Here is a 20,699-nt window from a genome sequence, read left to right as displayed (position 1 = left end):
GAACCTTGGGGGTAAAGATGGACGTAGCAACGGCGATCACTTCAGTCACAGCAGCTTTGGGACTTGTCAAAGAGCTTCGAGAAATCGACGTCCAATACGACAAGGCAGAGCTAAAACTAAAAATAGCCGATTTGACCGAAGCGTTGTCCGAGGCCAAACTTGGATTGGTCGATATCGCCGACCAACTTCGCGAAAAGGACGGTCAAATAGCCCGCCTCCAAGAACTCCTCCAGTTTCGAAACTCCAAGCTTCTAGACCGTGGCCAATTCCGTTTCTTTGCAGATGAGGCCGGAAATCCCAAAGGCCTACCGATTTGCCCGGTTTGCGAACGTAGAGGCAATCATCTTTCATTGGCCCAAGACAGAAGTAGAGGTGCCGGCGGGGTCACATATTACTGCCCCAGCTGCAAGGCAAACTATGGGCCACATGTTCCGAAGGGCTGACTCCGCTGGAGGATACAGAGAAAAGCATCTGAGAAGCCGGACCTAAGCCCGGCTCTCGTTTCAGGCATGCGGGATCAGCAGCGCCTTCGGAGCTCGACGAAGCGGATGGGGCTGCTGGACGTGTTGGCAAGGATCAGGCTGTCAGCGGCGCCGAGACTTCGGCCATCGGAACGGGTCATGACGGCCGGGGCTTCGCAGGTCAGCGCGACGTGCTCGTCGTAGACCTGGAGGATTGCCGGGGCGTCGAGGCTGGCCTTGACCGACTGGTAGATGCCCGGATCGGTGGGCGTGGCCGCAACTGCCGGCGCCGAGATGGTAAGGGCCATGGCCGCAAGGGCGAGGCCCGCATAGATAAGGCTTCGGATCATGCGCATACTGGTTCCTTTCTGCTGGGGTGGAAGAAGAAATTGGGGGTGCCGTGAATCGGGTGGCGCCACACAGAGCGACAGGTGACAATTCCTGCTTCAAAAAGGAGCAAGGCCATGTCATCCCTACTTGCATTCAACAGTATTGCGGCGGCGCGCGGCGACGGGCTGCGCCCAGAACTAGCCCGCGCCTTTGGTTGCGCTGGTCACGAGATCAGGCGTCCTGATATTCGGCAAAACCATCTTGCCGCCATGGACCATGACCTTCTTCGTCACGCGGCCGATGCGACAACGACGGTGAAGGCGGTTGACGACGTTCTCTGTCTCGCGCCGCATATCTTCAGCGAGCTTGAATAGAGTGACTGGCTGGGTCATCGCTCTCTCCTGAATGCGAAAGCCCGCCTCCGGGTGACAGACCGGGGCGGGCTCTCTAGCTCTATGCGATATGTATTATTCGGATCAGACGGTTACCGCGAACGGCAGCGTCCAGTCTTCGTCGTTTCCTTGTCGCCATCATCGTAGGCGATACCGATTTTCTCCCCAGAAAGGGAAGAAATCTTTCCGCTGTACCAGTCTCCGGCACCCTTGTAATTGCATTCAACCTTCGAGCCGACCTTCCAATCGTAAGGTCTCACGGCGCTCTGATATACCGTCTCCGTCTCACCGTCGTCATACTGGATGGTAATCTTGTCGCCAGAGGTCTTCGCGATAACACCAGGGAACCAGTAGCCAGCGCCTTGATAGTTTCCGAGCACCCAGTCCCCGACTGTTTGGGCATTTGCAGCGCCGGTACCGAATGCAAGGATACTGGAAACGATAAAAACTGTTGCATGCTTGAACAAATTACTTCTCCCAAAGCGAGCCCACAATCGGGCCCTAGGAGACGAAGTAGTGCTCGCCATATGAACGGCGGATTAACACCATCACGCGCATCTACGAAAAATACACGCAAAAAGCAGCGACGCGAGAGATTAAATCTTGCGCCTGATACGTGTACCCATTACCGCATGCGCGGAACATACCAACCATTTGAGGGAACAGCATGAAATTGAATATCAAGGGCTGCGTAGCCGCTCTCGCACTGACGGCCTCCGCTCTTGCGCCGACCACGTCAGCTTACGCGTGGGGCTGCATAGCAGTGTCAGCAGAGGGAACGTACGGTTACAGCTACGACTTCGACACCAGGAGCCAAGCGGAGAAGCGTGCGCTGAACGAATGCGCGAACCGGACAACGGACGATTCTTACTGCGAAATCACTGAGTGTGACGAAGACGATTGATCGTCTAACGTCCGGCGGCCCTACGACAGCGCGCCGCCGGACGGGCTCTTGTGCTTATTGCTAGTTGCTAACATTGAGAGAACAGTCGCGGAACAATTGCGGACCGATTGCGGAAATGATGCGACGCACTACGCCTTTGGAATAGGCGGAAAATCCCTGAGCAACCACTCCACTTTCCCGACTCCATGAAAATGGCCCGGCAGCGATGGCAGTCGCTCCGGGCCGCGGCTCTTTCATTCCGGGGAGGATTGAAAAGAACACGCTGAACGTTATCACGGCCACAAATTCAATTTCAACTGGCGCTGCTTCATCCGATAGACGCAGTGCGTGATTGCTGGCATCAGCCTTACTGAAGTCTTGCTCGGCTCCAGTGATACGCCCACCACGCAAAGCGGTACTTGATTCCGTGCTCAGGTGGGCCAAAGGGATGCTGCGGCAGCGGCCGGGCTCGCCGGCGTATTCACTACGGGCCCTCTGGGAACTGGTTGCGCTGGCAGGATTTCAACCTGCGGCCTCCAGCTTATGAGGCTGGCGAGCTACCGGACTGCTCTACACCCACATGAAGCCAAGGTTGCTATCCTCTGTGCAAGTGCCTACATAGGCGTAGTCGGCCCCGGCGCGAATATTGGCGCCCATTCCATGCCGCGATCTCAAGGAGACCAATCATGGCACAATCGAAAGACGCCTCGGCGTCTGCGAAAACTTATGACGCCAAGACACTTGCGAAGAAGCACCGTATCTCGGTGGAAGATGCCTCGAAGATCATTGCCCTGCATGGCTCCGATCTCAAGGCAGCAGACAAAGCGGCACGTCGCATAGCGGTGTAAAGCAAAAGCGGCAACGGGAAGGAGGCTGATCCGCCTTCCTGAGGCCGCTGCCGGGCTACCCTCCCGGCTTGGCCGCTGGGCCTTGGCGGCGTCACCCTCAGGTGGCCAAGGCTCCTATAGTGCGGGGCGCAGCGGCTTCCCCTTGGATTTCTACCCGGCGCCGAGGCTCCGGTTCTTGTCTGAATGCCGCGCCCGGACGCTCCGGGGGTCGAGTACCCTGACCGAGGCCAGAGCAGGGTCAACTTGCGGCTTCGCGTCCGGCGCGATCCAGTGTGTCGCGCATTTCTCGGACGGTACCGTTGTTGGTGTGTCTTCTACGCTGTTTTGCGACACGTCGTCCAGACGAATATCAAACCGAACCAGATGCTTACGGTTAAGTTCTGACGCAATGGTTTGACATGCCCGCTGAATTTTTCGCTCGAAAGTTCGGCGAACCATGTCATTTCGCTGAAGGTAGCGGTCCAGATACATGCCTTTCCGAGTCTTGATGAACCCATAGTCGTACACCAGCTTGCGATCGGCCTCGCCGAGGTAGGAGTTGATCCACGTCCATGTCTCTTCCATCCGGGAGATCGCGCCCGGGGCGAGGACGCGACGGAAGGAGGCTGAACCATAGCCATAGCTCTCCCCGATCTCGCGGACCACGTCGCCCATTGCCCCGCCTGCCATGCGCGGCCCGAGAGACGCCGGAGAGGCCAGAAGCGTGTCCGCCGCCTCAATGATCCGCGCCCTTACCTGTTCGTAGGTCCAGTCGACGAATACCGATACGTTCATGCCGCTTCTCCTATCATGTCCAAAAGATCGCCCTGGATGGGCTGGTAGAAGCGCACCGAGATCAGCACGAGCAGCGCCTTCCAATTCTCGATCGGCAGCTTCATCGCCTTCGTCTTGCGGCGCAGACTGCCGAGGTCGATTCCGTCAAAGTCCTTCATCAACGTGGCCGATTTTACGAGGTCGGGGTTCTCTACCAGCAGCGAGGAGACGGCCTTGAGCATATCCGCGAAGAGTTCCGCAGCGTTCATCTTGGTGCCCGTCATCAGCATGAACACGAGCCGAAGGTGTTCTTCCCCATGGTCCCGGCCAATCTCTCGCACCGTCGGCTTGCAGTAGCACTCGTACGCCTTCCGACCCGTCGGGCTATGCAGGTGCCCGTCGAACAGCTTCACGCCGCACTGGCGGGCGACCTTGTAGATATCGCAGCGATGGGTGCCACGAGGGGTCAATCGCCGCCCTCCCCGGCCAGCGGAAACCGCTTCTGCAGCATCCCGAAGTTCGGAGATCCGTCGGCGTCAAGGCAGTCCGCCGGCACCTCGACGAGCCCGACGACTTCCTTGTACTTCCCCGGCTTCTCACCGTGGTAGCAGACCGGCTGCCATTGACCGGTCATGGCACGTTCCCATGCAAACCAGATCATGCCGCAACTCCCTTCTCATCGACGTTGCGCGCCCCGCTGAAATATACCCGATCCACCTCCGACCGATACGAAGACGTTCCGTCGAAGCGCTCTCCGCGGATTTCCCGGCCGTTCATGAAGGCCAGCAGGTGCAACGAGACCTCTTTCCAAGCCTCGCCTTCCGTCTCGAAGACCTTGGGGCGCTCGCCCTTCGCCATTACCGGCCGGGGCTTTGCGTCGCGCGCAAAGCGTACCATCGCCCACCAGCCGAGGCCGCGCTTAAGGGGGTATCCTGAGAACTGGTTCAATTTTCCACTCCGTTAAGGCGTTCGAAAGAATGCCGCATCACAACCATGACAGGTGAATGAGGAGGAACATGATGCCCTGGCTTGAACACGTTGGTCGCGTATTTCATCGCAGAACAAACATCCGTGAGGTATTCGGCGGCAACCAGGTGATGGGCATTAGTGAGAGCCCGATCGAAGAAACGGTAATCGTTGTTTCCGACCCACATGGGAACAAATACAACTATCACGACCGCTTCCTTGCTGACGGAAGCTATGAATATTACGGCCAACGTGCCCAGGCGGGAGATCCCTGGCGGAACAACAACCACCAGATCCGCGATCACGCCGAAAACGGCAGGTCCCTGCTTCTGTTTTTGAAAGAGAATGACGAATATCGCTTCGATGGCGAGTGGTTCTACAATCGCCACCAGATCATCGATGTCAGAGGCGTGGAGCAGGTCGTTTTCAACCTGGTCAATGGTCGCGACCTCCGTCAGGAAAACCTCGAACGGGACATCGCCGCTCTTCAACGAGAAAATGCCGGCGCCTTGCGCGAGCGCGCAATTGCAGCAGGCAACCGAAATCCCGCCATTCGTGAACGAGCCGGAAACGTCTATCAACGCGCTGCAATGGTCGCCGCGCACGTCCTCAACCGAGCTGGAGGGCTTTGCGAATGCTGCGGTGAGGCTGCTCCATTCAACCGAGCTGATGGCCGACCGTACTTGGAATGCCACCATGTCGACCGACTGGCGGACCAGGGAGCCGACGATATCTATTCCGTGATTGCGCTTCACCCGGTTTGCCACAGATTTGTGCATCACGCCGGAGAGGCTGGACGAGCCCGCAATGATGAAATGCGCAATCGCTTGCGGGAGATCGAGCCCCGGCCTGCGTTGTAAAGGCATCACATGAGCCTCCCTTGATCCTGTTCCTGCAGGTCGGTGAACATGGTCTTCGCACCGTTCCAGCCGACCTCCTTGCGCTGGGGCCAGCGGGTGTGACGTGAAAGAGCGACGATGATCTCGGCCTTGCCCCGCACGCCGCCCATGACCTCCTCCCAGATCGGATGCAGGTCGGAACCCTCGGAGGGTTCAAGCTCCTGAAGGATTGGCTCGGCGCGAAATGGGATGATGACGTGGTTGGCGTCCTTTTCGCAGGAACCGTAGATGTCCGCGTATTTCGGGCGACGGCCGATGGCCTGAAGGAAGGTCGCGCGGCTCATCTTCCGGTCCTCGACGGCGAAGGTGTTCTTCTTGAGCTGCGCGGCCGCTACGATCGGGAGCCGAAGCCGGTTCGCAATCATCTTCAGGCGTCGTGTGACGAATGGCCCGAACTCCGTTTCCGATAGGCGCGCTGTCTCCCGATCTCGCTCCACAAGGCCGATATGGTCGATTATGGCCATGCCGCCGGGGTGACGCTTGGCGAAGTCCTTCAGGTCTCGCTCGATCTGTGCGAGCGTCATGCTGTCGTCACGGACGCAGACGCGCTCCTGCCATGTCTCGGCGTGGCGCCTGGCTTGCTCGAGCTGCTCATATTCTCGCTCGGAAACCTTGCCGCGGATCTGGCGCCATGCCTGGATATCGGTCACGCGAGACAGCGACCGGTGGGCAAGCTCCTCGAAACCCATCTCTCCGGAATAGACCCAGACCGGGTGACCGTTCGATGCCGCCCCGTGGATGATCTGCTCTATGAGGCTGGACTTGCCCTGCTTCGTGCCGCCGCCGATGACGATCAACTGGCCGGCGAGGAAGGGTCCGACCATATCCATCAGGAACCGAATGCCGTGATCGACGCCGGCGACGCCTCTGCCTTTGAATGCCGTGGCGGTCGATTCCAACGCGCGCTTGGCGCCTTCAGCAAGGGTTTTGGCCTGGCCGTTGCCGTTCAGCGCCCGAACGATGTCCTCGAACCGCGACCGAAGCGCATCCACCTCCTCCATGATCTCGAGATCAAGCGAATATGCTGCGTCCTCCATCTTCTGGCTTAGCGTGACGAAGGCGCGCCGGGCGGCGCTGTCCATGATGGTGTATGCGTAGTCCGGCACATTGACGATGTTCACGGCGCTGCCGGCGAGTGCGGCGAGATACTGGGCCGTCGTCATCCCGCCGATCTGGGTTTCAGGCACATGGTTCTTCACCGTGACCGTTGTGGCCACCCTGCCCGCGCGCTGGCATTCAAGGATGGCATCGAACATCTTGCCGTGGACTTCGTCGAAGAAGTGCTTGGGCTCAAGCGGGACACGGATGGCATCCAGCGCGTCGTTATTCAGCAGCAGCGCTCCCAGAAGGGCTTGCTCCGCCTCCACGTTCGCCGGCAGCTCCCGCTGCGGCGTCCCGTGCCTGGACATGTCGAATTGCTGGTGGGCGTTCATGCTGCTTCCCCCAGTTTTCCGGCCTCATCGCCCCACGATTGCCAGCCGTTGCGGTAGGTACGGGAGAACAGCTCCAGTCGCGTGGCCTTCGGCATCAGCTTCTCGGCAGCCCTATAGCCTTCCTCTGGCTTTTCAGAGTGCGAGCGAATGAGGCCGGTGAAGCCGGATCGGACGTTCTTCGCGGTGCGCGGGCTGCCGCGCGTGCCGATAAGGAAGGGTTCGTTGGAACCGCGTAGGATGTACCCGGTCCCGAAGTTGATCTTCCCGTTTTTCGTGGTCTTGAGCCACGTGCCGGCCGTCTTGAAGGTGAAGCCCCAGGCGGTCATCGTGGCTAGCGCCTGCGGCAGCATGGGGTTGACGGCCCAGAGCCAAAGTAGCGCATCAGGCGCGGCAAGATCGAGCACCGGCAGTGCTTTGATCTCGTCGATCGACATTGTTCGATATTGCGCCTGCGGCGACTTCGCCTCCCCGGCCTCGGAATACATCCGATAGGTCCACGGCGGATCGGCCATGATGAAATCGAAGCTGTGCGGCTGTAGGTCGCCGAAGGGCCATAGGTCTGCGAAGAGCCTCACCTCGCCTCCTCCCGCCGCTCGACCGGCTTTGCGCAGCAAACGCACCATTTCTCGATCACCTCGGCGGCGGTCAGGCTCTTGGTGCAGCGAGGGCATTGAGTGATGAGGGTCTTCATGCTGCTGCACCTCCGAAGAGATCACCGCCGGCGGTCGGGCGTTCGTTCCGCGCCATGCGCAGCGCCATCAGGGCGGGCTCGTAGCGGCGGGCATGGACCTTCGTGGCCGGAACCTGCGCGCAAATTGCCAGAGCGCAAGCTTCGGCAGCGTTGTGGGCGATGGTCTTCTGGGTGGGTAGAACGATGCCTAGCCGCTCACACTCGGCGACGCAGGCCTTTTTCCAGTCCTTCTTGCCCTTGCTGTCCACCGGAGGTTTGAAGCCGCGGCCGAAGAACGAGACGCGCCAGGTCACGGCCGGAATGCTGGCATAGGGTATGCCGAAATTTGCGAGGGTGGCGACGATGGCCGAATTCGCAACCCAGGGGTAGATCATGGCATCGGCGCTGGTGTTGCCGATCTTGGCAAGCGCCTGCTGCTCGATAATCGCGAAGGTCGGCTTACGCCCAGCCTTGATCTCTTCCGTGATGAGACCGCAGACTTTCCGGCCGATCTGGTCGGCCGTGTAGTAGTGGTCGGCTTTGTCCGGCATTTCGAGGACGCCGCAGCGGATCGCGCTATGATCGCGTGCCATGTCGCGCAGGCTCCAGCCGGTATGCTTGCTCGGGTCGAAGGCGATGATGTGCACGTCGGTCCTCGTGGAAAAGAGAGTGAGGCATTTGCGCCTCTAGTTGGCCCGCCGGTCTTGGGAGGTCAGCGGCGGGCTGGGAGGAGCTATTCTGCCGCTTCGGCCATCGCCTCGCCGCCGAACGGGTCATCCGTGTCGGGAGCCGGCTCTTCATTGGTGCGGGCAGCTTCGATGCGGGCGAGGATGTCCGGAATGTCCGTCTCGTATTCCCGCTTGCCCGCGTCGTAGGCCTCCAGCCATAGCTTGTCGTCGGCTGAGCCACCGTCGTAGCCGGACACGCGGTCGAGGTTCGTCAGACCGGCGTGATAGCCCTTGGCCTGGATAAGCTGGTCGCCATCGACGCGATCCGCCTGCTTGAGCAGGTCGCCGCCGGATGTTGCCGGGATAAGGCCGATCCATTCGAGGTTTTCACGGTCCGACTTCAGCTTGTCGACCGGCTTCTGCTGGTCCTCGGCTTGGAACGCCTTGAGATAGTGGTCGAGCTTCTGGGCCGGGAAGCCGGAGGCCTTGGCGTTCTGCCGGTTCGCCTTCTTCTCCTCACCGAGCGCCTTGATCTTGGCCGCGATATCCCTGTCCTTCTGGTGATAATACGAGAAGAGCTTTTGGCGGTCCTTCTCCGCCAGTTGGCTGTTATGTCCTGCTGTCATGCCTGGGTTCCTTTCCGTGCTCGTTCGACTTTCGCCGCCAAAACCTCAGCTTCAGCAGCAAGATCCGCAAAAGTGTCATCGCCGCCGATCCTCGCTTTCTCGACTTCAATCTCGTGCTGCAGTTCGGCGATCTGCCTGGCGCAGAAGTCGAGGTAGGCCGACCTGACGCGAGAGAAGACCGACACGCCGGGGTCCTTCGTCTCGCCGTTGATCAGCCGCCGGAGAGAGCGGGCCGTCATTCCGCACCGGCGCCCAACGCGCTCCAGTGCGTTCAGCTGGTCGCCGTTGCCGCGGCTCTCTCGCTCGACCATCTTCCGCGCATACGCCGCGGTCATTTCTGGGGTGAATGCGTCAACAGTACTCATCGCATGCGCCTCTGGTTTGGTGTGTCGGCTTGCCTTTGCCGGTCTGAAGTTTGCCATTTTTTGGTCGCCGCTCCTGATAGGTTGAACCCATCAGGAGTTGCGGCGACGGAAGGAGCTAAAGCCGCCCCGCGTAAGCGACCTTCCCTTTCGGCCAGCCGGTGGGCTTGGCGTCGGGATGGATCGGGTAAGGAGACGGAAGACGAAGAGCGGCGCTGCGGGCCTGTGAAACCATTGCAAGCGCTTCTTCTTCGGAAATCGACAGGCGAGACGCGATCTGCATCGTGTCATTGCCTGCGCGGAAGAGTTCGAGGGCGGAGAGAGGCCGTGCCATCAGCGCACACTCCGTACATCGCGCGTCGGGTTACGGTCGTCGCCCTCTGGGGCGCCAGAGGCCGCGTTCTCCGAACGAGCCGCAAAAAGAGACACGGCAGACAGGGCCAGGAACATGCCGACCATGACTCCGGTCTGAAAGGCCGTGAGCAATGCGACTGGATTGGAAAAGAAGTCACTCATGCTCCGCACCTCCAACGTCTTCGATGATCGGAATTGCGTCTGCCGAGACCGGCGAGAGTTCTGCCGCCGGCATGTGATGCGGGTGGACCGGGAGTTCGCACCAAGCCAGCGGCGGCACGGTCCCGTCTTCGCGAAAGCCCGGCCAGTAGCCGCCGTTCCGCGTCTCTTTCCACTTCGTCTTGATGATCAGATCGCTCTTCGGGTCCGCAGCAAGAATGTTGCGGTCGCGAGGGGCTTCGGCCATGGAGAAGTTCCAGGTCATGCCGCGCTCCCGAAGTGCTTCTGGATGTACGCAAGACCTTTCCCGGTCACCAAAGTTCTGGTGTAGGTATGACTCTCACCGCGCTTGTCTTTGTACTGGCCCTCGACCATGCGGAAGTAACCGACCTCGATCGCAGACTGGTACGGCTGATTGTCATTCATCAAAAGCTTGGCTTCGCGCAGCTTCTTGAAGAGGCGGTTCTGCCCCGTACCGATGAGCTTTGCGGCTTCCTGCACGGTCTGGCAGTTGACCGCGCTGGTGACAGCGTCGTGGAAGCTTGCCTTCGGCTTCATTATGCCGATGACGGCGTTCTGCTCCTCAACCTTCTCGGCAAGGTCGGCAGCGAGGCGAAGGGCTTCTGGGAGAGACTTCGGGACAAGAAACGTGACATTCGAGCCGTCAAACTGACTTTCAAGCTCGATCCAGCGATCGACTACTCTCGCTGTGAACTCCGGCGACAGGCGCGCGACAAGCACCAAACTATCCCGCTTGCTGAGCTTGAATTCGAAATAGGTGTTGCCGTTATGGTCAAACGGGAACTCCTCAATTTGAGGAGTTATGCCCCCCGCTCTGAGGTCACGGCAAACGCGCATCACGTTGTCGTGGCGCTTACCGGTCAGATCCGCGATTTCGCGGCTAGACATCGTGAGGGCTGCGCTGATCGGGATCATGTTCACTGCGCCGCCTCCGAGGCTGCGTGGTCGGCCAGAAGGCGACCGACAAGCTTAAGCACAGGGCCAGACGGGTTGGCCTTGCCGTTGATCCATTTGGAAACCGTACCTTGGTCAACACCGAGCTCCTCAGCGAGACGCGGCTGGTTCATACCGAGAGTTTCCATCGCGGTTTTGATGTCCTGGGAGTGGTCGGGTTCGCTTTGCATGACAATAAAATGCGTTACGCATTCTTTTCTGTCAATGCCTATCGCATACCGACTTCGGCTAAAAAATGCATATGGCAGATAATATTCGAATCGGTGAGCGTTTACGGCAGGCGCGCGAAGCTGCAGGCTTCAAGACGGCGAAGGCGGCCGCCGTGTCTCTTGGCGTCTCGTACCCCACATACTCGCAGCATGAAAATGGCACACGAGGGATTGTCCGTGAGGCCGAACTCTATAGCCGGCGTTACAAGGTATCGCTTGATTGGCTCATGCGGGGGAAAGGTCCAGGTCCGGGAGAAGACCTCCTTGAGCCGGCCACCGTCACGGACGTGCCACGGATTTCGTGGGTCAGCGCCGGAGAACTGCGCGACCAAGATGGCGTTACCGACTTCTCCGAGTACCCAACCGAGCCGGCGATCGATCTACCCGAGGGCGAATGGATATGCTTGGAAGTCGAGGGAAACTCGATGAACAAGATCTCTCCACCCGAATCCATCATCTTCGTGAACCTGCGCGACAAGCGCCTGGTATCGAACGCGCTCTATGTCGTCGCCGACGAGTCGGGCGCCACGACGTACAAGCGCTATCGTCCGAATGAGGAACCACAGTTTCAGCCGGCCAGCTATGAGGAAGTCGAGCCCCCGAGATTTCAAGGCGCCATTCGTGTGATCGGCCGCGTGCGCCGTTCCGTCATCAACATGTGATGTACGATGAAAAGCCCGAAGCCCAACCGCACCGAGATCAGATACGGGCTACGCGAGGACGGTACGGGTTTGTGGGCGGTCTACGACATCTTCACGGGGCTGACGGCTGAGGTGAATGGGATCCCGCAGGACGGGCTGGATGAGGTCGTCGTGAAATTTATGGTCCGTGAACTGAACGACGTATACATCGCCAGACGCAAGGGGACGACGCATTGAACGAGGCAGAGCCTCGACAACCTCAGATCGATCTGCTTTGATCGACTCGCAATTCTGGGGGATTCAATGAAATTCAAATACATTGCCGTCGCGCTTGCCGCGGCCGCCGTTACCTCTTGCGCAAAGCGTCCCGACGCTATCGTGCCGGCCGATATTCCAATGGCCGCTTACACCGGGCAGTCCTGCCCTACCCTTAAAACGGAGCTCGCTAAAGAAAAGGCCGCACTGCATGCAGTCTCAAAGGCGCAGCACGATGCGGCCAACGGGGATGCTTTCGGCGTCTTCCTAATCGGCGTTCCGATGTCGAGCACGTTTGGGGGGGACAAGGAAGGTCAGGTTGCAGTGGCCAAGGGGAAGGTTCAAGCGATCGAAAACGCCATGAAGAGCAAAGGGTGCACGATTTGATGAAACTGATCACGATCACCAGCATCCTGATATTCGGCCTGTCGCCGCCAGCTTCGGCCGCTCTCTCCGGCTTCTACGATAGCGGAGAGCAGATCTCCACGATCCTGACGAACGAGGCGGTTGGGAATGCTCTGCGGCAGGCTCCTATCGGCGCCATCACCAACACCGGCACCCGCGAAGATGGCGCGCATGCATGGGAAGTGAGAACCCAGGAATGTGACCTGAAGGTCTATCTCGTTCCGAAAGCGTCGGCGGGCGTTGGGAAGGTCACGTACACAGTCGAAGTACCGAAGGCGTGTGAGTAGCAAGACGTAGGGGGATGACGCATTGAGGGCTTACCAGAGGAGCGCCAGGGAGAGCCTGCGATGAGCGCGCCTGACCACGAATTCATTGCCTACATTGATGAAGGTGGAGACCCTGGCCTTAGGCGCGTCCGCCCAATTGATGAAAAAGGGAGCACCGAATGGATGGTACTGTCCGCTGTCGTCGTAAGCAGAGCGCAGGATGCAAATGCTAAGGCTTGGGTAGCCGACATCTGCAAAGCGACGGGGCAGGCCCACGATCAGGTCATCCATTTCAAAGACTTGGAACCGGAGCACAAATTGCTTGCCGCTCAATCGCTGGGGGCACTTCCAGTTCGGATTTTCACTGTCGCATCGAACAAGAAGAACATGCGACGACACCGAAACGAGCGCGCGGAAAGGATACCATCCAGGCAGTGGTTTTATAATTGGCTTGTTCGAATACTGATGGAGCGGTTGACGGATTGGTGTCTGCGCTATTCCCAAAAGCACAAACTGGGTCGCCGTCACGTTAAGCTAATGTTTTCGCAATCGGGTGGGCACTCCTACAGCCAAACTGCAGCGTATCACGAGTTGCTGAAAATTCAGGGGCAGAGCGGGACGTATCTAAAGAAATGGGTTCCGCGCAGTGAGGTCATGAGTATGCACCTCGTAGAAGCGCACCCGCACTACGCATTCGCTGGGCTTCAACTGGCCGATATAGCCGCAAGCTCTTTCTATCAGGCGGTAGACAACCTCGACACTGGCCCCTGCAACACGCAATACGCAATCGCTCTGGAGCCGCGGGTCGCTTACGGCGCAAACAATGACAAACGCGATTACGGCATTGTGTTGCAGCCAACACCACCATGGAAAGCGGACATATCCGACGACCAGAAAGAGATATTCCAGCACTACGGTTACGATTTCACTCCGCCCCGTTGGGCTATATGAAGGTGGCAGGCCCCGGCTCCAGTTTCGTCCGAGACTGGTAGGCAGCATCGTATTCGCTGCCATATCGCGGGTAAGACGCTTTCGCGTCGAGAGTGATCGGCGTTCCTGCCGAATCTGAGTGTATCAGAATATCCAATAGATGGAATCCCTGATCAGCCCGCCCTCACCGGCGGGCTTTTCATTCCCAAATCATTCGATCCCAAACCGGCGCACGTCCGGCGATCTCTCTCGCTATTTTCAAAGCGCGCAGCGCGGCTGTAGGCTTTGCGACGCCCAGGAGTACAATCGCTTCTGCGGTCACCATGACTTCGATCTGGCAACCCATGCAAACTTCATCGTACGCAATTGCCATGATCACGGACGCGCGGAGCCCCGCCCCGGCGGCGCCGGAGCTGAAAGTGCTGTACATTTCCATTGTCCTCTTTGACCGCAGACCCTCTAGCGGCACCTTATTTAGCGACAACGGAAACTCTCGAGGATTGTTCCTAGCCCCGTCTCGCGCGGGCTTTTCGTGCGGCGGCCCCTACAACTTTATGTAACGCGGAAACCCACAAGAAACCGCCTTCGGTTATCGTGCCCGCATGAGCAACTTCACCTATCTCGTCATTGGTGCATCGGTCGCGAGCTTCATGGCTACAGGCGGATATGCGTTCGTACCGCGCGCGCTCTACGATCCGGCCTGCAACATCAAAGGCAACATCTCGTACAATGCTGGCCAACGCATCTATCATGTTCCTGGGCAGCACTTTTACGCAAAAACCCGTATCAGCTACACACAGGGCGAGCGATGGTTCTGCTCAGAAGCCGATGCCCAGGCTGCTGGCTGGCGGAGAGCGGGGTACTGATCCACTCCACCCTTTCAACAACTGCCCTCAGAGTAGAAGGCTATCATTAGGATGGTCCTGTGAAGACCACACTTTCCTGCCGCCCAGCCCGCCTCACGCGGGGCTTTTCGTGCGACAGAAAAGCCTAGCGGTTTCAGTTTATGCGCACAAATTTTGCGAGAGAATGGTCTTGGACCGATCGGGCCAGCATAACGCCGGCCTCCGGAAAGCGAAACGAGAAGCCCGTGAGACTTCCTGTCCAAGCTGTTGTAGTCGTTGGGAAATTCTGGCTTCGTGTTAAAAGTCCAGCCCAGCCTTCCGTCTCCAGCATTTTGTACTGAAAATATTCAGCTCGCTGAAGTTCGGCTTCCGTGCCGGCCTGGCGATACAGCCCAGCAGCGGTGAATTGCCTGAGATCGCGCCCGCCCTCACGAGACCAAGTGGCCATTCCTTCCGAAGGAAGATACCCAGAATATGCTCCCGTATGAAGCTTTTCGAAGCCGAGGCGCAGGGGACTTTGAGAGCCGAAGATCAAATCGATAGGGATGTACCCCGATGCTATTACTCGCATTCTTGGCGGTAGTGGGCCATCCGTTAGAAGAATGCCTCCACCGTTGGTCGCCCCCACCAAGACCGGTGCGTTCACAACAGAGTAATCCCACACGGTGGCGCCAGAAATGGCGACGTTCTTTCTCTTGTCAAAGGCGTACAGCTCGGCCATGCAATCACTCCCAATGTCCTGCTGACATTGGAACAGGTTCTCAACCTGTTGTGGAGTCACGGCCTTCATTTCATCTAAACACGATATACACCCGGCCAGGCCATCCGGCCGGGTTCCTAGCACCTGTAAACTATCCACCCGTCAAGATGACGCGATCGTCATTCGTCCCACGCTTGGATCATTGTCTGACGAACTATGCTGCCGTCGGAAACATCGATCATAGCGGCGCAAAACACGCGGGTCCCATCGGGGTAAGCGCATGTCTCAGTAAGAGAGATCCGATCACCCTCGGTGACCGTGGCATCGACTTTGTGTTTCATTTCGCGGCTACAGACGTCGTTCCAGAATTCCGAAATTTCAGCTTTCCCCGTCAGTTCTCGTGGTCTGCTAGGGGGATTGTGCTTGTCGATAATCGTCAACACCGCGTTCTCAGCGTAAAATTCTGACAATGCGTGCCCGTCGCGTGTCTCGATCGCTTTCTGTATGGCCCTGCCATCTACGCCATTGCGCTCTAGCATTGTTGCCTCCTTCGGCAGCGAGTCGCCGCCCGCTTCTCAGCTCCTAACCCCCTCCGTATATTAGCACACCATATGAATACACAAAGCGCTGCACTGCTATCGGCGCGTCGTATTCCCCCCCTTCCAACAACTACCCTCAGAGTTAACTATCTATCTTTCTTTTCAAGGTCTTGAAGGTTGTGAGAGGGAGGGTTCCGGCCAAAGCTTCCCCCTACCCCGTGAACCAAGTTCAAGAGGCGGGGGAAACCTTGGCCAAGTCCTGAAGGCCGGAGCCGGGATGGGACACGTGCCAGGACGCCTTTCAGCAATCCACCCTCATTTTCTGGCAGCACAGTAGGGCTTTCGCTTCCCGCGCCTCGGGCTTCACCAGCTCGGGAATTGCACCCGGTCGCCCGTAGAATGCGACATTGATAAGCCTGTGCGTTTTGCATGGTCAAGACCAAAAGATGCATTTCGCATTTTCACCATTGACGTCGAAGAATGCGTTATGCATATTACCTATCGTAGACAGCGACCACGAAGACGCCTCGGCAGATCTGGATCGCGGTGAAACCGTATGACAGCCAATCCAGCAGGGAGGCGGTCATGTGAAGCGCAGCACGGATAACGCGGCGGGGCCCGTGCCTCGAACAACCCCGCCGCAACGACCTCGGCACGCAAGACGGTTCGACCTGATCTGCTGGGGTCTCAACAAGGGGATGGAAATGCCGCAGATTGCAGAGAACGTGCTGAAGGTACTGGATGCCGCCATCGTGGAAGGCTCGAAGGTTTTCCTCACCGGCCAGCTTGACCGCAAGCTCTACACCGAAACGGACAAGGTGCTTCAGGCCGCTGGCGGTAAATGGAACCGCTCGGCAAAGGCGCATGTCTTCGATGGCGATGCCAACGACGCCTTGGAGCCGATCATCCTGACCGGCGAGTACAGCCGCACCAAACAGGACTTCGGCCAGTTCGATACGCCGTCCGATCTCGCTGACGAGGTTGTCGGCATTGCCAGCATAAACGCAGGAATGAAGGTTCTGGAGCCGAGTATCGGCATCGGGAACATTGCGGTCGCCGCCGAGCGTGCTGGCGCGATCATCACCGGCTTTGAAGTCGATGTGACGCGCGCCGCGAAGGCCCATTCGTCTCTACCCAAGGCACACATCAAGGTCGCCGATTTCCTGACGGAAGAGCCGACCCCGGACTTTGACCGGGTCGTGATGAACCCGCCCTTCGCCAAGCAGGACGACATTCGCCACGTCATGCACGCCTTCAAGTTCCTGAAGGCCGGCGGTCTCCTCGTGGCGATCATGTCGGCCAGCGTCATGTTCCGCGACAACAAGCTCACCTCCGAGTTCCGCGATTTCGTTGAGGCCCGCGGCGGCAGCATCAAGCGTCTGCCCGAAGGCTCGTTCAAGTCCAGCGGAACCGGCGTCAACACCTGCATCGTGAACATCACCGCCTAGCAATTCACCGCCGCCGTTGCGGCAGACGGGCTTAGTTCAGCGTCCCGTCGCAATTTGAGGATGGGGAACAATGATTGTCGCAAAAGACGCGGATTTCATCTCCGTTGCGATCTCCGCTCAGAAGATCGCCGAGTCCGCACACACCGCCTACTGGCTCAAGCATGTCGAGGAAAGCATCGGCATGCCGAACAGTGCGCCGGGCTTCACCTCCCAGGAATGCAACGTCCTCGCCGGTTTCCGCGAGATCGCCGCGCAGCTCGGGTTCCGCGTGGAGCCGGTGAAGCGCCCCACCTCGCATCCCATCAACATCGCAGCGGAGTAATCGCTATGACAGCTCAGGCAATCGGCGCGCTGTCGTCGACAATCGTCAACCGTTGGGCATGGTGGCAGGCCGCGCTCAAAGGAATCTTCGGCCCGATGCATGAGGGCGAGCCGCAACAGGGCTTCTACCGTACTCGTTTCAAAGGCGGGAAGTGGGAGCCGGTCGCAATCTGGTGGGACGAGGACACCGGCTGGGTTGCGTATCGCAACGGCCGCGATGTCGATCCGGGCGAAGCTTGGAACTTCTGCCGGACGCATCCGATCACCAGAGAGGCCTATGACCGTGCCATGGACGGCCAGCCGTTCGACGACGAGGATGCGACCGTCGCCGCGCAGGTTGCGGCCGGCCACAATTCCGGCGACCTCGACATCGCAGACGAGCTCAAGGATCAGATCGAGTCTGCGCTCGCCGGCCTGAAAGCCTATGAGACCGTCGACAACGACGCTACAGCGGCAAAAGCGCTGTCTCTGCGCAATCGGCTCAACGAATTGTCGAACAAGGCCGACAAGGTGCGTACCGAGCAGAAGGCCCCTCACCTCGCCGCCGGCAAGGCCGTGGATGAGAAATGGCAGCCGCTGGTGAAGAAGGCCAAAGCCGGCGCCGATACGGTGCGCGATGCTATCGGCGCGTTCGAGACGCGGAAGCTGCAGGAGCAGCGCAAGCGAGAGCGCGAGGCCGAACAAGCCCGGCTCGCCGCTGAACAGGCTGCCCGCGAGCAGCAGGGCGAAACGGCGGTGGTCGAAGCTCCTGCACCTGCCCCCGCGCCTGTCGCCGCTCCGGCGCCGATCAAGGCCGCATACGGCAAGGCCGCGAGTGTCAAGGTCTCCACCGTCGTCAAGGACGTCACCGACTGGCCGGCGCTCGCCGTCTACATGTCAAACCATCCCGATTGCCAGGACCTGCTCCGCAAGCTCGCCCAGCGCGCGCTCGACGCCGGCCGCACGAACATTCCCGGCATCACCACCGAAGAGAAAGCAGCAGTACGATGACCGAAGCAGCAACCACCATCCGCCTCGCCGCCGCCGTCAAGTTCAAGTGGCAGAAGGACGATAAGACCTACGATTATTTCATCCCGGAAGGGTTGGAGCTCGCGCCCGGCGACAAGGTTCTTGTGGAGACCAAGCGCGGCGAGACCGAAGTCGAGGTCGTCGAGATCAAGACCGATTCCGAGCGCGCCGAGAAGGAAATCCTCCGCCGCGCCGATCCGAAGCCGGAACAGCCGGCACCCAACGGCGACTGGAACTTCTGATGCGCACGCGGAAGTGGACGAAGGGCCGCAAGTTGTCACCGATCGAGGCGTTAGCCGAGATCGCTGCCGGCCGCCCTGTCTACTTCCGCGACAAGTGGACACACAACGGATGGGCCCGAGGCTGGCAGATCGCCATGGTGATCGGTTCGGCGAACAGCGGCGTCATCTTCGAAGCCATAAGAATTCAGGGGATTGACGAATGAACGCGCTCGCCAAGACGGAAGCACCGAAGCCGCTGATGGTGGAAATGGCCGACAAGTACGGCCTCCAGCCTGCAGAATTCACGGCCACGGTTCGCAGCACCTGCGGCATGGGGAAGGCTTCAGCGGAAGAATTCGCGGCCTTCATCATGGTCGCCAAGGAATACGACCTGAACCCGCTGCTCAAAGAGATATACGCTTTCCCGGCGAAGGGTGGCGGTATCGTGCCGATCGTCTCGATCGATGGGTGGGTGAACCTTATCAACTCGCATCCGGCCTGCGACGGTTTCGAGTTCGAGTTCGAGCATACCGAGAACGGCGACCTCGTTTCCTGCACGTGCCGCATGTACCGCAAGGATCGCGGTCGGCCAGTGTCGGTCACAGAGTATCTTGCAGAGTGCGTGCGCTCCACCGACCCGTGGAAGATGAAGCACCGCATGCTTCGCCACAAGGCGATGATCCAGGCGGCACGATATGCGTTCGGTTTCTCCGGCGTCTACGACGAGGACGAGGGCAGCAAGATCGCGGACATGCGCGACGTCACTCCGGCAAAGCCCCAGCCTCCGAGGCCGCCGGTCCCACCGACCGAGATTATCGGACATGACGAGGACGGCGTTGTGATCGAGGAATCCGGCGTGATCTACGGCGAAATCGTCCGTGATGCCGCACCGACCGATGCCACGGAATTCTTCGAAGCTCTCGAGGCCGAACTCGCCGCCGCCGAAACTGTCGAGGACGTCGAGGAGGCTTGGACGGCGCGCGATCCGCTGGCCGTCTTTGAAGGCGATGAAACCAATCAGGCAATCGCGATTGCGATCAAGAATCGCCGCCTCAAGGCGCTGGGAGCGTGATCATGAGCAAGGGTGATTTTCCCGCGCTTAGAATGGTCGTAGGCAACGGCCGGCTCGTCCCGGCCACGCAGTTCGACCAGGAGCGCATCAATAGCTACCGCCGTGGCGCGATAGTCATGTGCAAGCTCAACGAGGAGAAAGACCGTGTCCTCGTCAGGAAGTGGTTCGCAATTCTCACCCTCGTGGTGAAGCAGTGCCAGACGCCTTGGAAAACCAAGGAGGAGGCCAGCGAGGCCATCAAGCTCGCTCTCGGCATCGTAAATCTCTCGAAGACCGTCGGCGGCGCCTTCATGCAGTACCCGAAGAGCCTGACCGAGCTCGACGACCCGGAGATGACCGATGCGCTTGAGCAAATGATCGCGCTGCTCGGCCACATGACTGGTGTCGACGTTGAAACGCTCAAAAAGGAAGCGGCCGACGTTGGCCGCGAGATCGAACACCAGGATTCCAATTCGGCGACCGAAGCCCTTTCCCCCTCGGGTCCGTCGCCGGATAACGACGAGCACCTCCCTGGCTCGTCGCAGGAGGACGGAGGCGAGGTTTCCCCCCAGCCCGCTTCGTCTCCGTCCTCATCCATTTCGGCCGATCTGACCGACGCCGACCGAGCGCTGTTCATGGAATGCGCGGCCAAGCTGTTCAGGATCACCGTTCAGGATGATCTTGACGGCCCGGCGAAGCGCCGAGTGCTAGAAGGTGCAAAGAACAACTGGAAGATCAAGATCCGCGCCGAGCATCACCAGAAGCTGGCGAGCATCTTCCTGTCGGCCGATTCCATCATCACCGGGAAGAACAAGGACCGTGCCGGCGCCATCCGTGAGGTGGCGGGCTGGCTGGAGTGCGTTCCGTCTGAAATCGGCGGTGCTGCATGACCAAGACGCAAGCCGACCGCCAGCACCAGATGACGGCACGCCTCCGCCGCGAACTCGATGTCGCGAATGGATTGCGCCGCTTGAACGAATACCGCGACGCCGCCGGCTGGAAACAGGACCGAACGGCCGGGCAGAAGGAAATGCTCGCCAGCATCCCGCCTATCACGGCCCTCATGGGAATGGAGGGCTGA

General features: G+C 59.3%; 39 protein-coding genes. 18 read left to right on the top strand and 21 right to left on the bottom strand.

From position 1 onward, the window contains the following. Positions 1-17: 17 nt before the first annotated feature. Positions 18-443, top strand: a complete 426-nt coding sequence (locus tag WA950_RS12475) for a hypothetical protein (protein WP_424552020.1) — start codon at positions 18-20, stop codon at positions 441-443. Positions 444-517: 74 nt separating this feature from the next. Here WA950_RS12475 and WA950_RS12470 read toward each other — a convergent pair whose 3' ends face one another. From WA950_RS12470 to WA950_RS12460, 3 genes are all read right to left on the bottom strand, one after another. Further along, complete coding sequence (locus WA950_RS12470; RefSeq protein WP_424552019.1) at positions 518-811, bottom strand: hypothetical protein; 294 nt, start codon at positions 809-811, stop codon at positions 518-520. A 177-nt stretch (positions 812-988) separates the two neighbouring features. Continuing rightward, positions 989-1,183 carry a hypothetical protein gene (locus tag WA950_RS12465; protein WP_424552018.1) on the bottom strand — a complete coding sequence of 65 codons (195 nt, stop codon included), beginning with the start codon at positions 1,181-1,183 and terminating at the stop codon, positions 989-991. Between the two features lie 92 nt (positions 1,184-1,275). Then, positions 1,276-1,650: a tudor domain-containing protein gene (locus WA950_RS12460; protein ID WP_424552017.1), complete on the bottom strand. Its 375-nt coding sequence runs from the start codon at positions 1,648-1,650 to the stop codon at positions 1,276-1,278. A 200-nt stretch (positions 1,651-1,850) separates the two neighbouring features. Between WA950_RS12460 and WA950_RS12455 the strand changes: the two genes are divergently transcribed. Beyond that, a complete protein-coding gene (locus WA950_RS12455; protein WP_424552016.1) occupies positions 1,851-2,087 on the top strand; it encodes a DUF4189 domain-containing protein in 237 nt (78 codons plus the stop codon). A gap of 60 nt (positions 2,088-2,147) precedes the next feature. Here the strand turns inward: WA950_RS12455 and WA950_RS12450 are convergent, their stop codons facing one another. Further along, positions 2,148-2,510 (bottom strand): hypothetical protein, encoded by a 363-nt coding sequence (locus WA950_RS12450; protein ID WP_424552015.1) that lies wholly within the window; start codon positions 2,508-2,510, stop codon positions 2,148-2,150. 242 nt (positions 2,511-2,752) lie between these two features. Here WA950_RS12450 and WA950_RS12445 point away from each other — a divergent pair, with 242 nt between their 5' ends. Then, on the top strand, positions 2,753-2,914 hold the full coding sequence (locus tag WA950_RS12445; RefSeq protein WP_424552014.1) for a hypothetical protein: 162 nt from the start codon (positions 2,753-2,755) through the stop codon (positions 2,912-2,914). A 150-nt stretch (positions 2,915-3,064) separates the two neighbouring features. Here the strand turns inward: WA950_RS12445 and WA950_RS12440 are convergent, their stop codons facing one another. From WA950_RS12440 to WA950_RS12425, 4 genes are read right to left on the bottom strand one after another with little or no spacing between them, the layout of a single operon-like run. After that, complete coding sequence (locus tag WA950_RS12440) at positions 3,065-3,688, bottom strand: hypothetical protein (RefSeq protein ID WP_424552013.1); 624 nt, start codon at positions 3,686-3,688, stop codon at positions 3,065-3,067. After that, positions 3,685-4,137, bottom strand: coding sequence for a hypothetical protein (locus WA950_RS12435; protein WP_424552012.1), 453 nt, complete (start codon positions 4,135-4,137; stop codon positions 3,685-3,687). Before WA950_RS12435 ends, WA950_RS12440 begins: the two co-directional genes overlap by 4 nt. Continuing rightward, positions 4,134-4,328, bottom strand: coding sequence for a hypothetical protein (locus WA950_RS12430; protein WP_424552011.1), 195 nt, complete (start codon positions 4,326-4,328; stop codon positions 4,134-4,136). The genes WA950_RS12435 and WA950_RS12430 overlap by 4 nt, the downstream gene beginning before the upstream one ends. Continuing rightward, the gene (locus WA950_RS12425) at positions 4,325-4,615 is read right to left on the bottom strand and encodes a hypothetical protein (RefSeq protein WP_424552010.1); all 291 of its coding nucleotides are present in this window, start codon (positions 4,613-4,615) and stop codon (positions 4,325-4,327) included. The genes WA950_RS12430 and WA950_RS12425 overlap by 4 nt, the downstream gene beginning before the upstream one ends. A gap of 56 nt (positions 4,616-4,671) precedes the next feature. On the opposite strand from WA950_RS12425, the gene WA950_RS12420 reads away from it, so the two are divergent. Continuing rightward, positions 4,672-5,493 (top strand): HNH endonuclease, encoded by an 822-nt coding sequence (locus WA950_RS12420; protein ID WP_424552009.1) that lies wholly within the window; start codon positions 4,672-4,674, stop codon positions 5,491-5,493. A 5-nt stretch (positions 5,494-5,498) separates the two neighbouring features. On the opposite strand, the gene WA950_RS12415 is transcribed toward WA950_RS12420, so the two are convergent. The 10 genes from WA950_RS12415 to WA950_RS12370 all read right to left on the bottom strand — a co-directional run bounded on the left by WA950_RS12415 (position 5,499) and on the right by WA950_RS12370 (position 10,949). Next, positions 5,499-6,965, bottom strand: coding sequence for a DnaB-like helicase C-terminal domain-containing protein (locus tag WA950_RS12415; RefSeq protein WP_424552008.1), 1,467 nt, complete (start codon positions 6,963-6,965; stop codon positions 5,499-5,501). Next, positions 6,962-7,588: an MT-A70 family methyltransferase gene (locus tag WA950_RS12410; protein WP_424552007.1), complete on the bottom strand. Its 627-nt coding sequence runs from the start codon at positions 7,586-7,588 to the stop codon at positions 6,962-6,964. The genes WA950_RS12415 and WA950_RS12410 overlap by 4 nt, the downstream gene beginning before the upstream one ends. A gap of 64 nt (positions 7,589-7,652) precedes the next feature. Then, on the bottom strand, positions 7,653-8,282 hold the full coding sequence (locus WA950_RS12405) for a hypothetical protein (RefSeq protein WP_424552006.1): 630 nt from the start codon (positions 8,280-8,282) through the stop codon (positions 7,653-7,655). Positions 8,283-8,368: 86 nt separating this feature from the next. Then, positions 8,369-8,929 (bottom strand): hypothetical protein, encoded by a 561-nt coding sequence (locus WA950_RS12400; RefSeq protein ID WP_424552005.1) that lies wholly within the window; start codon positions 8,927-8,929, stop codon positions 8,369-8,371. Next, positions 8,926-9,294: a hypothetical protein gene (locus WA950_RS12395; protein ID WP_424552004.1), complete on the bottom strand. Its 369-nt coding sequence runs from the start codon at positions 9,292-9,294 to the stop codon at positions 8,926-8,928. Before WA950_RS12395 ends, WA950_RS12400 begins: the two co-directional genes overlap by 4 nt. A 115-nt stretch (positions 9,295-9,409) precedes the next feature. Beyond that, positions 9,410-9,625: a hypothetical protein gene (locus tag WA950_RS12390; RefSeq protein ID WP_424552003.1), complete on the bottom strand. Its 216-nt coding sequence runs from the start codon at positions 9,623-9,625 to the stop codon at positions 9,410-9,412. Further along, a complete protein-coding gene (locus WA950_RS12385; RefSeq protein WP_424552002.1) occupies positions 9,625-9,807 on the bottom strand; it encodes a hypothetical protein in 183 nt (60 codons plus the stop codon). The genes WA950_RS12390 and WA950_RS12385 overlap by 1 nt, the downstream gene beginning before the upstream one ends. Continuing rightward, the gene (locus WA950_RS12380) at positions 9,800-10,069 is read right to left on the bottom strand and encodes a hypothetical protein (protein ID WP_424552001.1); all 270 of its coding nucleotides are present in this window, start codon (positions 10,067-10,069) and stop codon (positions 9,800-9,802) included. The genes WA950_RS12385 and WA950_RS12380 overlap by 8 nt, the downstream gene beginning before the upstream one ends. Further along, positions 10,066-10,740 (bottom strand): phage antirepressor KilAC domain-containing protein, encoded by a 675-nt coding sequence (locus tag WA950_RS12375; RefSeq protein ID WP_424552047.1) that lies wholly within the window; start codon positions 10,738-10,740, stop codon positions 10,066-10,068. The genes WA950_RS12380 and WA950_RS12375 overlap by 4 nt, the downstream gene beginning before the upstream one ends. A gap of 2 nt (positions 10,741-10,742) precedes the next feature. Beyond that, positions 10,743-10,949 carry a helix-turn-helix domain-containing protein gene (locus WA950_RS12370; RefSeq protein ID WP_424552000.1) on the bottom strand — a complete coding sequence of 69 codons (207 nt, stop codon included), beginning with the start codon at positions 10,947-10,949 and terminating at the stop codon, positions 10,743-10,745. Positions 10,950-11,020: 71 nt separating this feature from the next. Here WA950_RS12370 and WA950_RS12365 point away from each other — a divergent pair, with 71 nt between their 5' ends. The 5 genes from WA950_RS12365 (at position 11,021) to WA950_RS12345 (ending at position 13,506) form a co-directional block, all read left to right on the top strand. Then, the gene (locus WA950_RS12365; protein WP_424551999.1) at positions 11,021-11,650 is read left to right on the top strand and encodes an XRE family transcriptional regulator; all 630 of its coding nucleotides are present in this window, start codon (positions 11,021-11,023) and stop codon (positions 11,648-11,650) included. 6 nt (positions 11,651-11,656) lie between these two features. Further along, entirely contained in the window at positions 11,657-11,866 is a 210-nt protein-coding gene (locus WA950_RS12360) for a hypothetical protein (RefSeq protein ID WP_424551998.1), read from the top strand. Between the two features lie 66 nt (positions 11,867-11,932). Next, the gene (locus tag WA950_RS12355) at positions 11,933-12,271 is read left to right on the top strand and encodes a hypothetical protein (RefSeq protein ID WP_424551997.1); all 339 of its coding nucleotides are present in this window, start codon (positions 11,933-11,935) and stop codon (positions 12,269-12,271) included. Then, positions 12,271-12,576, top strand: a complete 306-nt coding sequence (locus WA950_RS12350) for a hypothetical protein (protein ID WP_424551996.1) — start codon at positions 12,271-12,273, stop codon at positions 12,574-12,576. Before WA950_RS12355 ends, WA950_RS12350 begins: the two co-directional genes overlap by 1 nt. Before the next feature lie 60 nt (positions 12,577-12,636). Next, positions 12,637-13,506, top strand: coding sequence for a DUF3800 domain-containing protein (locus tag WA950_RS12345; RefSeq protein ID WP_424551995.1), 870 nt, complete (start codon positions 12,637-12,639; stop codon positions 13,504-13,506). Positions 13,507-13,684: 178 nt separating this feature from the next. Here the strand turns inward: WA950_RS12345 and WA950_RS12340 are convergent, their stop codons facing one another. Then, positions 13,685-13,915 (bottom strand): hypothetical protein, encoded by a 231-nt coding sequence (locus tag WA950_RS12340; protein WP_424551994.1) that lies wholly within the window; start codon positions 13,913-13,915, stop codon positions 13,685-13,687. A gap of 172 nt (positions 13,916-14,087) precedes the next feature. Here WA950_RS12340 and WA950_RS12335 point away from each other — a divergent pair, with 172 nt between their 5' ends. After that, a complete protein-coding gene (locus WA950_RS12335; protein WP_424551993.1) occupies positions 14,088-14,351 on the top strand; it encodes a hypothetical protein in 264 nt (87 codons plus the stop codon). A gap of 133 nt (positions 14,352-14,484) precedes the next feature. Here the strand turns inward: WA950_RS12335 and WA950_RS12330 are convergent, their stop codons facing one another. Continuing rightward, positions 14,485-15,051, bottom strand: a complete 567-nt coding sequence (locus WA950_RS12330; RefSeq protein ID WP_424551992.1) for a hypothetical protein — start codon at positions 15,049-15,051, stop codon at positions 14,485-14,487. Positions 15,052-15,209: 158 nt separating this feature from the next. Then, a complete protein-coding gene (locus WA950_RS12325) occupies positions 15,210-15,569 on the bottom strand; it encodes a nuclear transport factor 2 family protein (protein WP_424551991.1) in 360 nt (119 codons plus the stop codon). A 704-nt stretch (positions 15,570-16,273) separates the two neighbouring features. On the opposite strand from WA950_RS12325, the gene WA950_RS12320 reads away from it, so the two are divergent. From WA950_RS12320 to WA950_RS12285, 8 genes are all read left to right on the top strand, one after another. After that, a complete protein-coding gene (locus WA950_RS12320; protein WP_424551990.1) occupies positions 16,274-17,017 on the top strand; it encodes a methyltransferase in 744 nt (247 codons plus the stop codon). 70 nt (positions 17,018-17,087) lie between these two features. Continuing rightward, complete coding sequence (locus tag WA950_RS12315; RefSeq protein ID WP_424551989.1) at positions 17,088-17,339, top strand: hypothetical protein; 252 nt, start codon at positions 17,088-17,090, stop codon at positions 17,337-17,339. A gap of 5 nt (positions 17,340-17,344) precedes the next feature. Continuing rightward, positions 17,345-18,328, top strand: coding sequence for a hypothetical protein (locus WA950_RS12310; RefSeq protein WP_424551988.1), 984 nt, complete (start codon positions 17,345-17,347; stop codon positions 18,326-18,328). Beyond that, positions 18,325-18,588: a hypothetical protein gene (locus WA950_RS12305; protein WP_424551987.1), complete on the top strand. Its 264-nt coding sequence runs from the start codon at positions 18,325-18,327 to the stop codon at positions 18,586-18,588. Before WA950_RS12310 ends, WA950_RS12305 begins: the two co-directional genes overlap by 4 nt. Beyond that, positions 18,588-18,791, top strand: coding sequence for a hypothetical protein (locus WA950_RS12300; protein ID WP_424551986.1), 204 nt, complete (start codon positions 18,588-18,590; stop codon positions 18,789-18,791). The genes WA950_RS12305 and WA950_RS12300 overlap by 1 nt, the downstream gene beginning before the upstream one ends. Then, positions 18,788-19,639, top strand: a complete 852-nt coding sequence (locus WA950_RS12295; RefSeq protein WP_424551985.1) for a recombinase RecT — start codon at positions 18,788-18,790, stop codon at positions 19,637-19,639. The genes WA950_RS12300 and WA950_RS12295 overlap by 4 nt, the downstream gene beginning before the upstream one ends. 2 nt (positions 19,640-19,641) lie before the next feature. After that, positions 19,642-20,508, top strand: coding sequence for a hypothetical protein (locus WA950_RS12290; RefSeq protein ID WP_424551984.1), 867 nt, complete (start codon positions 19,642-19,644; stop codon positions 20,506-20,508). Beyond that, positions 20,505-20,699, top strand: a complete 195-nt coding sequence (locus WA950_RS12285) for a hypothetical protein (RefSeq protein WP_424551983.1) — start codon at positions 20,505-20,507, stop codon at positions 20,697-20,699. Before WA950_RS12290 ends, WA950_RS12285 begins: the two co-directional genes overlap by 4 nt.

Origin of the sequence: Shinella sp., assembly GCF_049651085.1 — a bacterium.
In the GTDB taxonomy this organism is placed as follows: Bacteria; Pseudomonadota; Alphaproteobacteria; order Rhizobiales; family Rhizobiaceae; genus Shinella.
The sequence above is the reverse complement of the archived record's forward strand: the minus strand, read 5'-3'. Positions and strand labels throughout refer to the sequence as shown.

Excerpts from the sequence above, each read along its gene's own strand:
- WA950_RS12315 (WP_424551989.1), top strand. The coding sequence starts at position 17,088 with ATGATTGTCGCAAAAGACGCGGATTTCATCTCCGTTGCGATCTCCGCT.
- WA950_RS12430 (WP_424552011.1), bottom strand. The coding sequence starts at position 4,328 with ATGATCTGGTTTGCATGGGAACGTGCCATGACCGGTCAATGGCAGCCG.
- WA950_RS12465 (WP_424552018.1), bottom strand. The coding sequence starts at position 1,183 with ATGACCCAGCCAGTCACTCTATTCAAGCTCGCTGAAGATATGCGGCGC.
- WA950_RS12475 (WP_424552020.1), top strand. The coding sequence starts at position 18 with ATGGACGTAGCAACGGCGATCACTTCAGTCACAGCAGCTTTGGGACTT.
- WA950_RS12470 (WP_424552019.1), bottom strand. The coding sequence starts at position 811 with ATGATCCGAAGCCTTATCTATGCGGGCCTCGCCCTTGCGGCCATGGCC.
- WA950_RS12415 (WP_424552008.1), bottom strand. The coding sequence starts at position 6,965 with ATGAACGCCCACCAGCAATTCGACATGTCCAGGCACGGGACGCCGCAG.
- WA950_RS12320 (WP_424551990.1), top strand. The coding sequence starts at position 16,274 with ATGCCGCAGATTGCAGAGAACGTGCTGAAGGTACTGGATGCCGCCATC.
- WA950_RS12440 (WP_424552013.1), bottom strand. The coding sequence starts at position 3,688 with ATGAACGTATCGGTATTCGTCGACTGGACCTACGAACAGGTAAGGGCG.
- WA950_RS12360 (WP_424551998.1), top strand. The coding sequence starts at position 11,657 with ATGAAAAGCCCGAAGCCCAACCGCACCGAGATCAGATACGGGCTACGC.
- WA950_RS12400 (WP_424552005.1), bottom strand. The coding sequence starts at position 8,929 with ATGACAGCAGGACATAACAGCCAACTGGCGGAGAAGGACCGCCAAAAG.
- WA950_RS12445 (WP_424552014.1), top strand. The coding sequence starts at position 2,753 with ATGGCACAATCGAAAGACGCCTCGGCGTCTGCGAAAACTTATGACGCC.
- WA950_RS12385 (WP_424552002.1), bottom strand. The coding sequence starts at position 9,807 with ATGAGTGACTTCTTTTCCAATCCAGTCGCATTGCTCACGGCCTTTCAG.
- WA950_RS12390 (WP_424552003.1), bottom strand. The coding sequence starts at position 9,625 with ATGGCACGGCCTCTCTCCGCCCTCGAACTCTTCCGCGCAGGCAATGAC.
- WA950_RS12380 (WP_424552001.1), bottom strand. The coding sequence starts at position 10,069 with ATGACCTGGAACTTCTCCATGGCCGAAGCCCCTCGCGACCGCAACATT.
- WA950_RS12295 (WP_424551985.1), top strand. The coding sequence starts at position 18,788 with ATGAACGCGCTCGCCAAGACGGAAGCACCGAAGCCGCTGATGGTGGAA.
- WA950_RS12410 (WP_424552007.1), bottom strand. The coding sequence starts at position 7,588 with ATGGTGCGTTTGCTGCGCAAAGCCGGTCGAGCGGCGGGAGGAGGCGAG.
- WA950_RS12355 (WP_424551997.1), top strand. The coding sequence starts at position 11,933 with ATGAAATTCAAATACATTGCCGTCGCGCTTGCCGCGGCCGCCGTTACC.
- WA950_RS12375 (WP_424552047.1), bottom strand. The coding sequence starts at position 10,740 with ATGATCCCGATCAGCGCAGCCCTCACGATGTCTAGCCGCGAAATCGCG.
- WA950_RS12370 (WP_424552000.1), bottom strand. The coding sequence starts at position 10,949 with ATGCAAAGCGAACCCGACCACTCCCAGGACATCAAAACCGCGATGGAA.
- WA950_RS12340 (WP_424551994.1), bottom strand. The coding sequence starts at position 13,915 with ATGTACAGCACTTTCAGCTCCGGCGCCGCCGGGGCGGGGCTCCGCGCG.
- WA950_RS12325 (WP_424551991.1), bottom strand. The coding sequence starts at position 15,569 with ATGCTAGAGCGCAATGGCGTAGATGGCAGGGCCATACAGAAAGCGATC.
- WA950_RS12345 (WP_424551995.1), top strand. The coding sequence starts at position 12,637 with ATGAGCGCGCCTGACCACGAATTCATTGCCTACATTGATGAAGGTGGA.
- WA950_RS12365 (WP_424551999.1), top strand. The coding sequence starts at position 11,021 with ATGGCAGATAATATTCGAATCGGTGAGCGTTTACGGCAGGCGCGCGAA.
- WA950_RS12305 (WP_424551987.1), top strand. The coding sequence starts at position 18,325 with ATGACCGAAGCAGCAACCACCATCCGCCTCGCCGCCGCCGTCAAGTTC.
- WA950_RS12335 (WP_424551993.1), top strand. The coding sequence starts at position 14,088 with ATGAGCAACTTCACCTATCTCGTCATTGGTGCATCGGTCGCGAGCTTC.
- WA950_RS12395 (WP_424552004.1), bottom strand. The coding sequence starts at position 9,294 with ATGAGTACTGTTGACGCATTCACCCCAGAAATGACCGCGGCGTATGCG.
- WA950_RS12285 (WP_424551983.1), top strand. The coding sequence starts at position 20,505 with ATGACCAAGACGCAAGCCGACCGCCAGCACCAGATGACGGCACGCCTC.
- WA950_RS12420 (WP_424552009.1), top strand. The coding sequence starts at position 4,672 with ATGAGGAGGAACATGATGCCCTGGCTTGAACACGTTGGTCGCGTATTT.
- WA950_RS12350 (WP_424551996.1), top strand. The coding sequence starts at position 12,271 with ATGAAACTGATCACGATCACCAGCATCCTGATATTCGGCCTGTCGCCG.
- WA950_RS12310 (WP_424551988.1), top strand. The coding sequence starts at position 17,345 with ATGACAGCTCAGGCAATCGGCGCGCTGTCGTCGACAATCGTCAACCGT.
- WA950_RS12330 (WP_424551992.1), bottom strand. The coding sequence starts at position 15,051 with ATGGCCGAGCTGTACGCCTTTGACAAGAGAAAGAACGTCGCCATTTCT.
- WA950_RS12300 (WP_424551986.1), top strand. The coding sequence starts at position 18,588 with ATGCGCACGCGGAAGTGGACGAAGGGCCGCAAGTTGTCACCGATCGAG.
- WA950_RS12455 (WP_424552016.1), top strand. The coding sequence starts at position 1,851 with ATGAAATTGAATATCAAGGGCTGCGTAGCCGCTCTCGCACTGACGGCC.
- WA950_RS12290 (WP_424551984.1), top strand. The coding sequence starts at position 19,642 with ATGAGCAAGGGTGATTTTCCCGCGCTTAGAATGGTCGTAGGCAACGGC.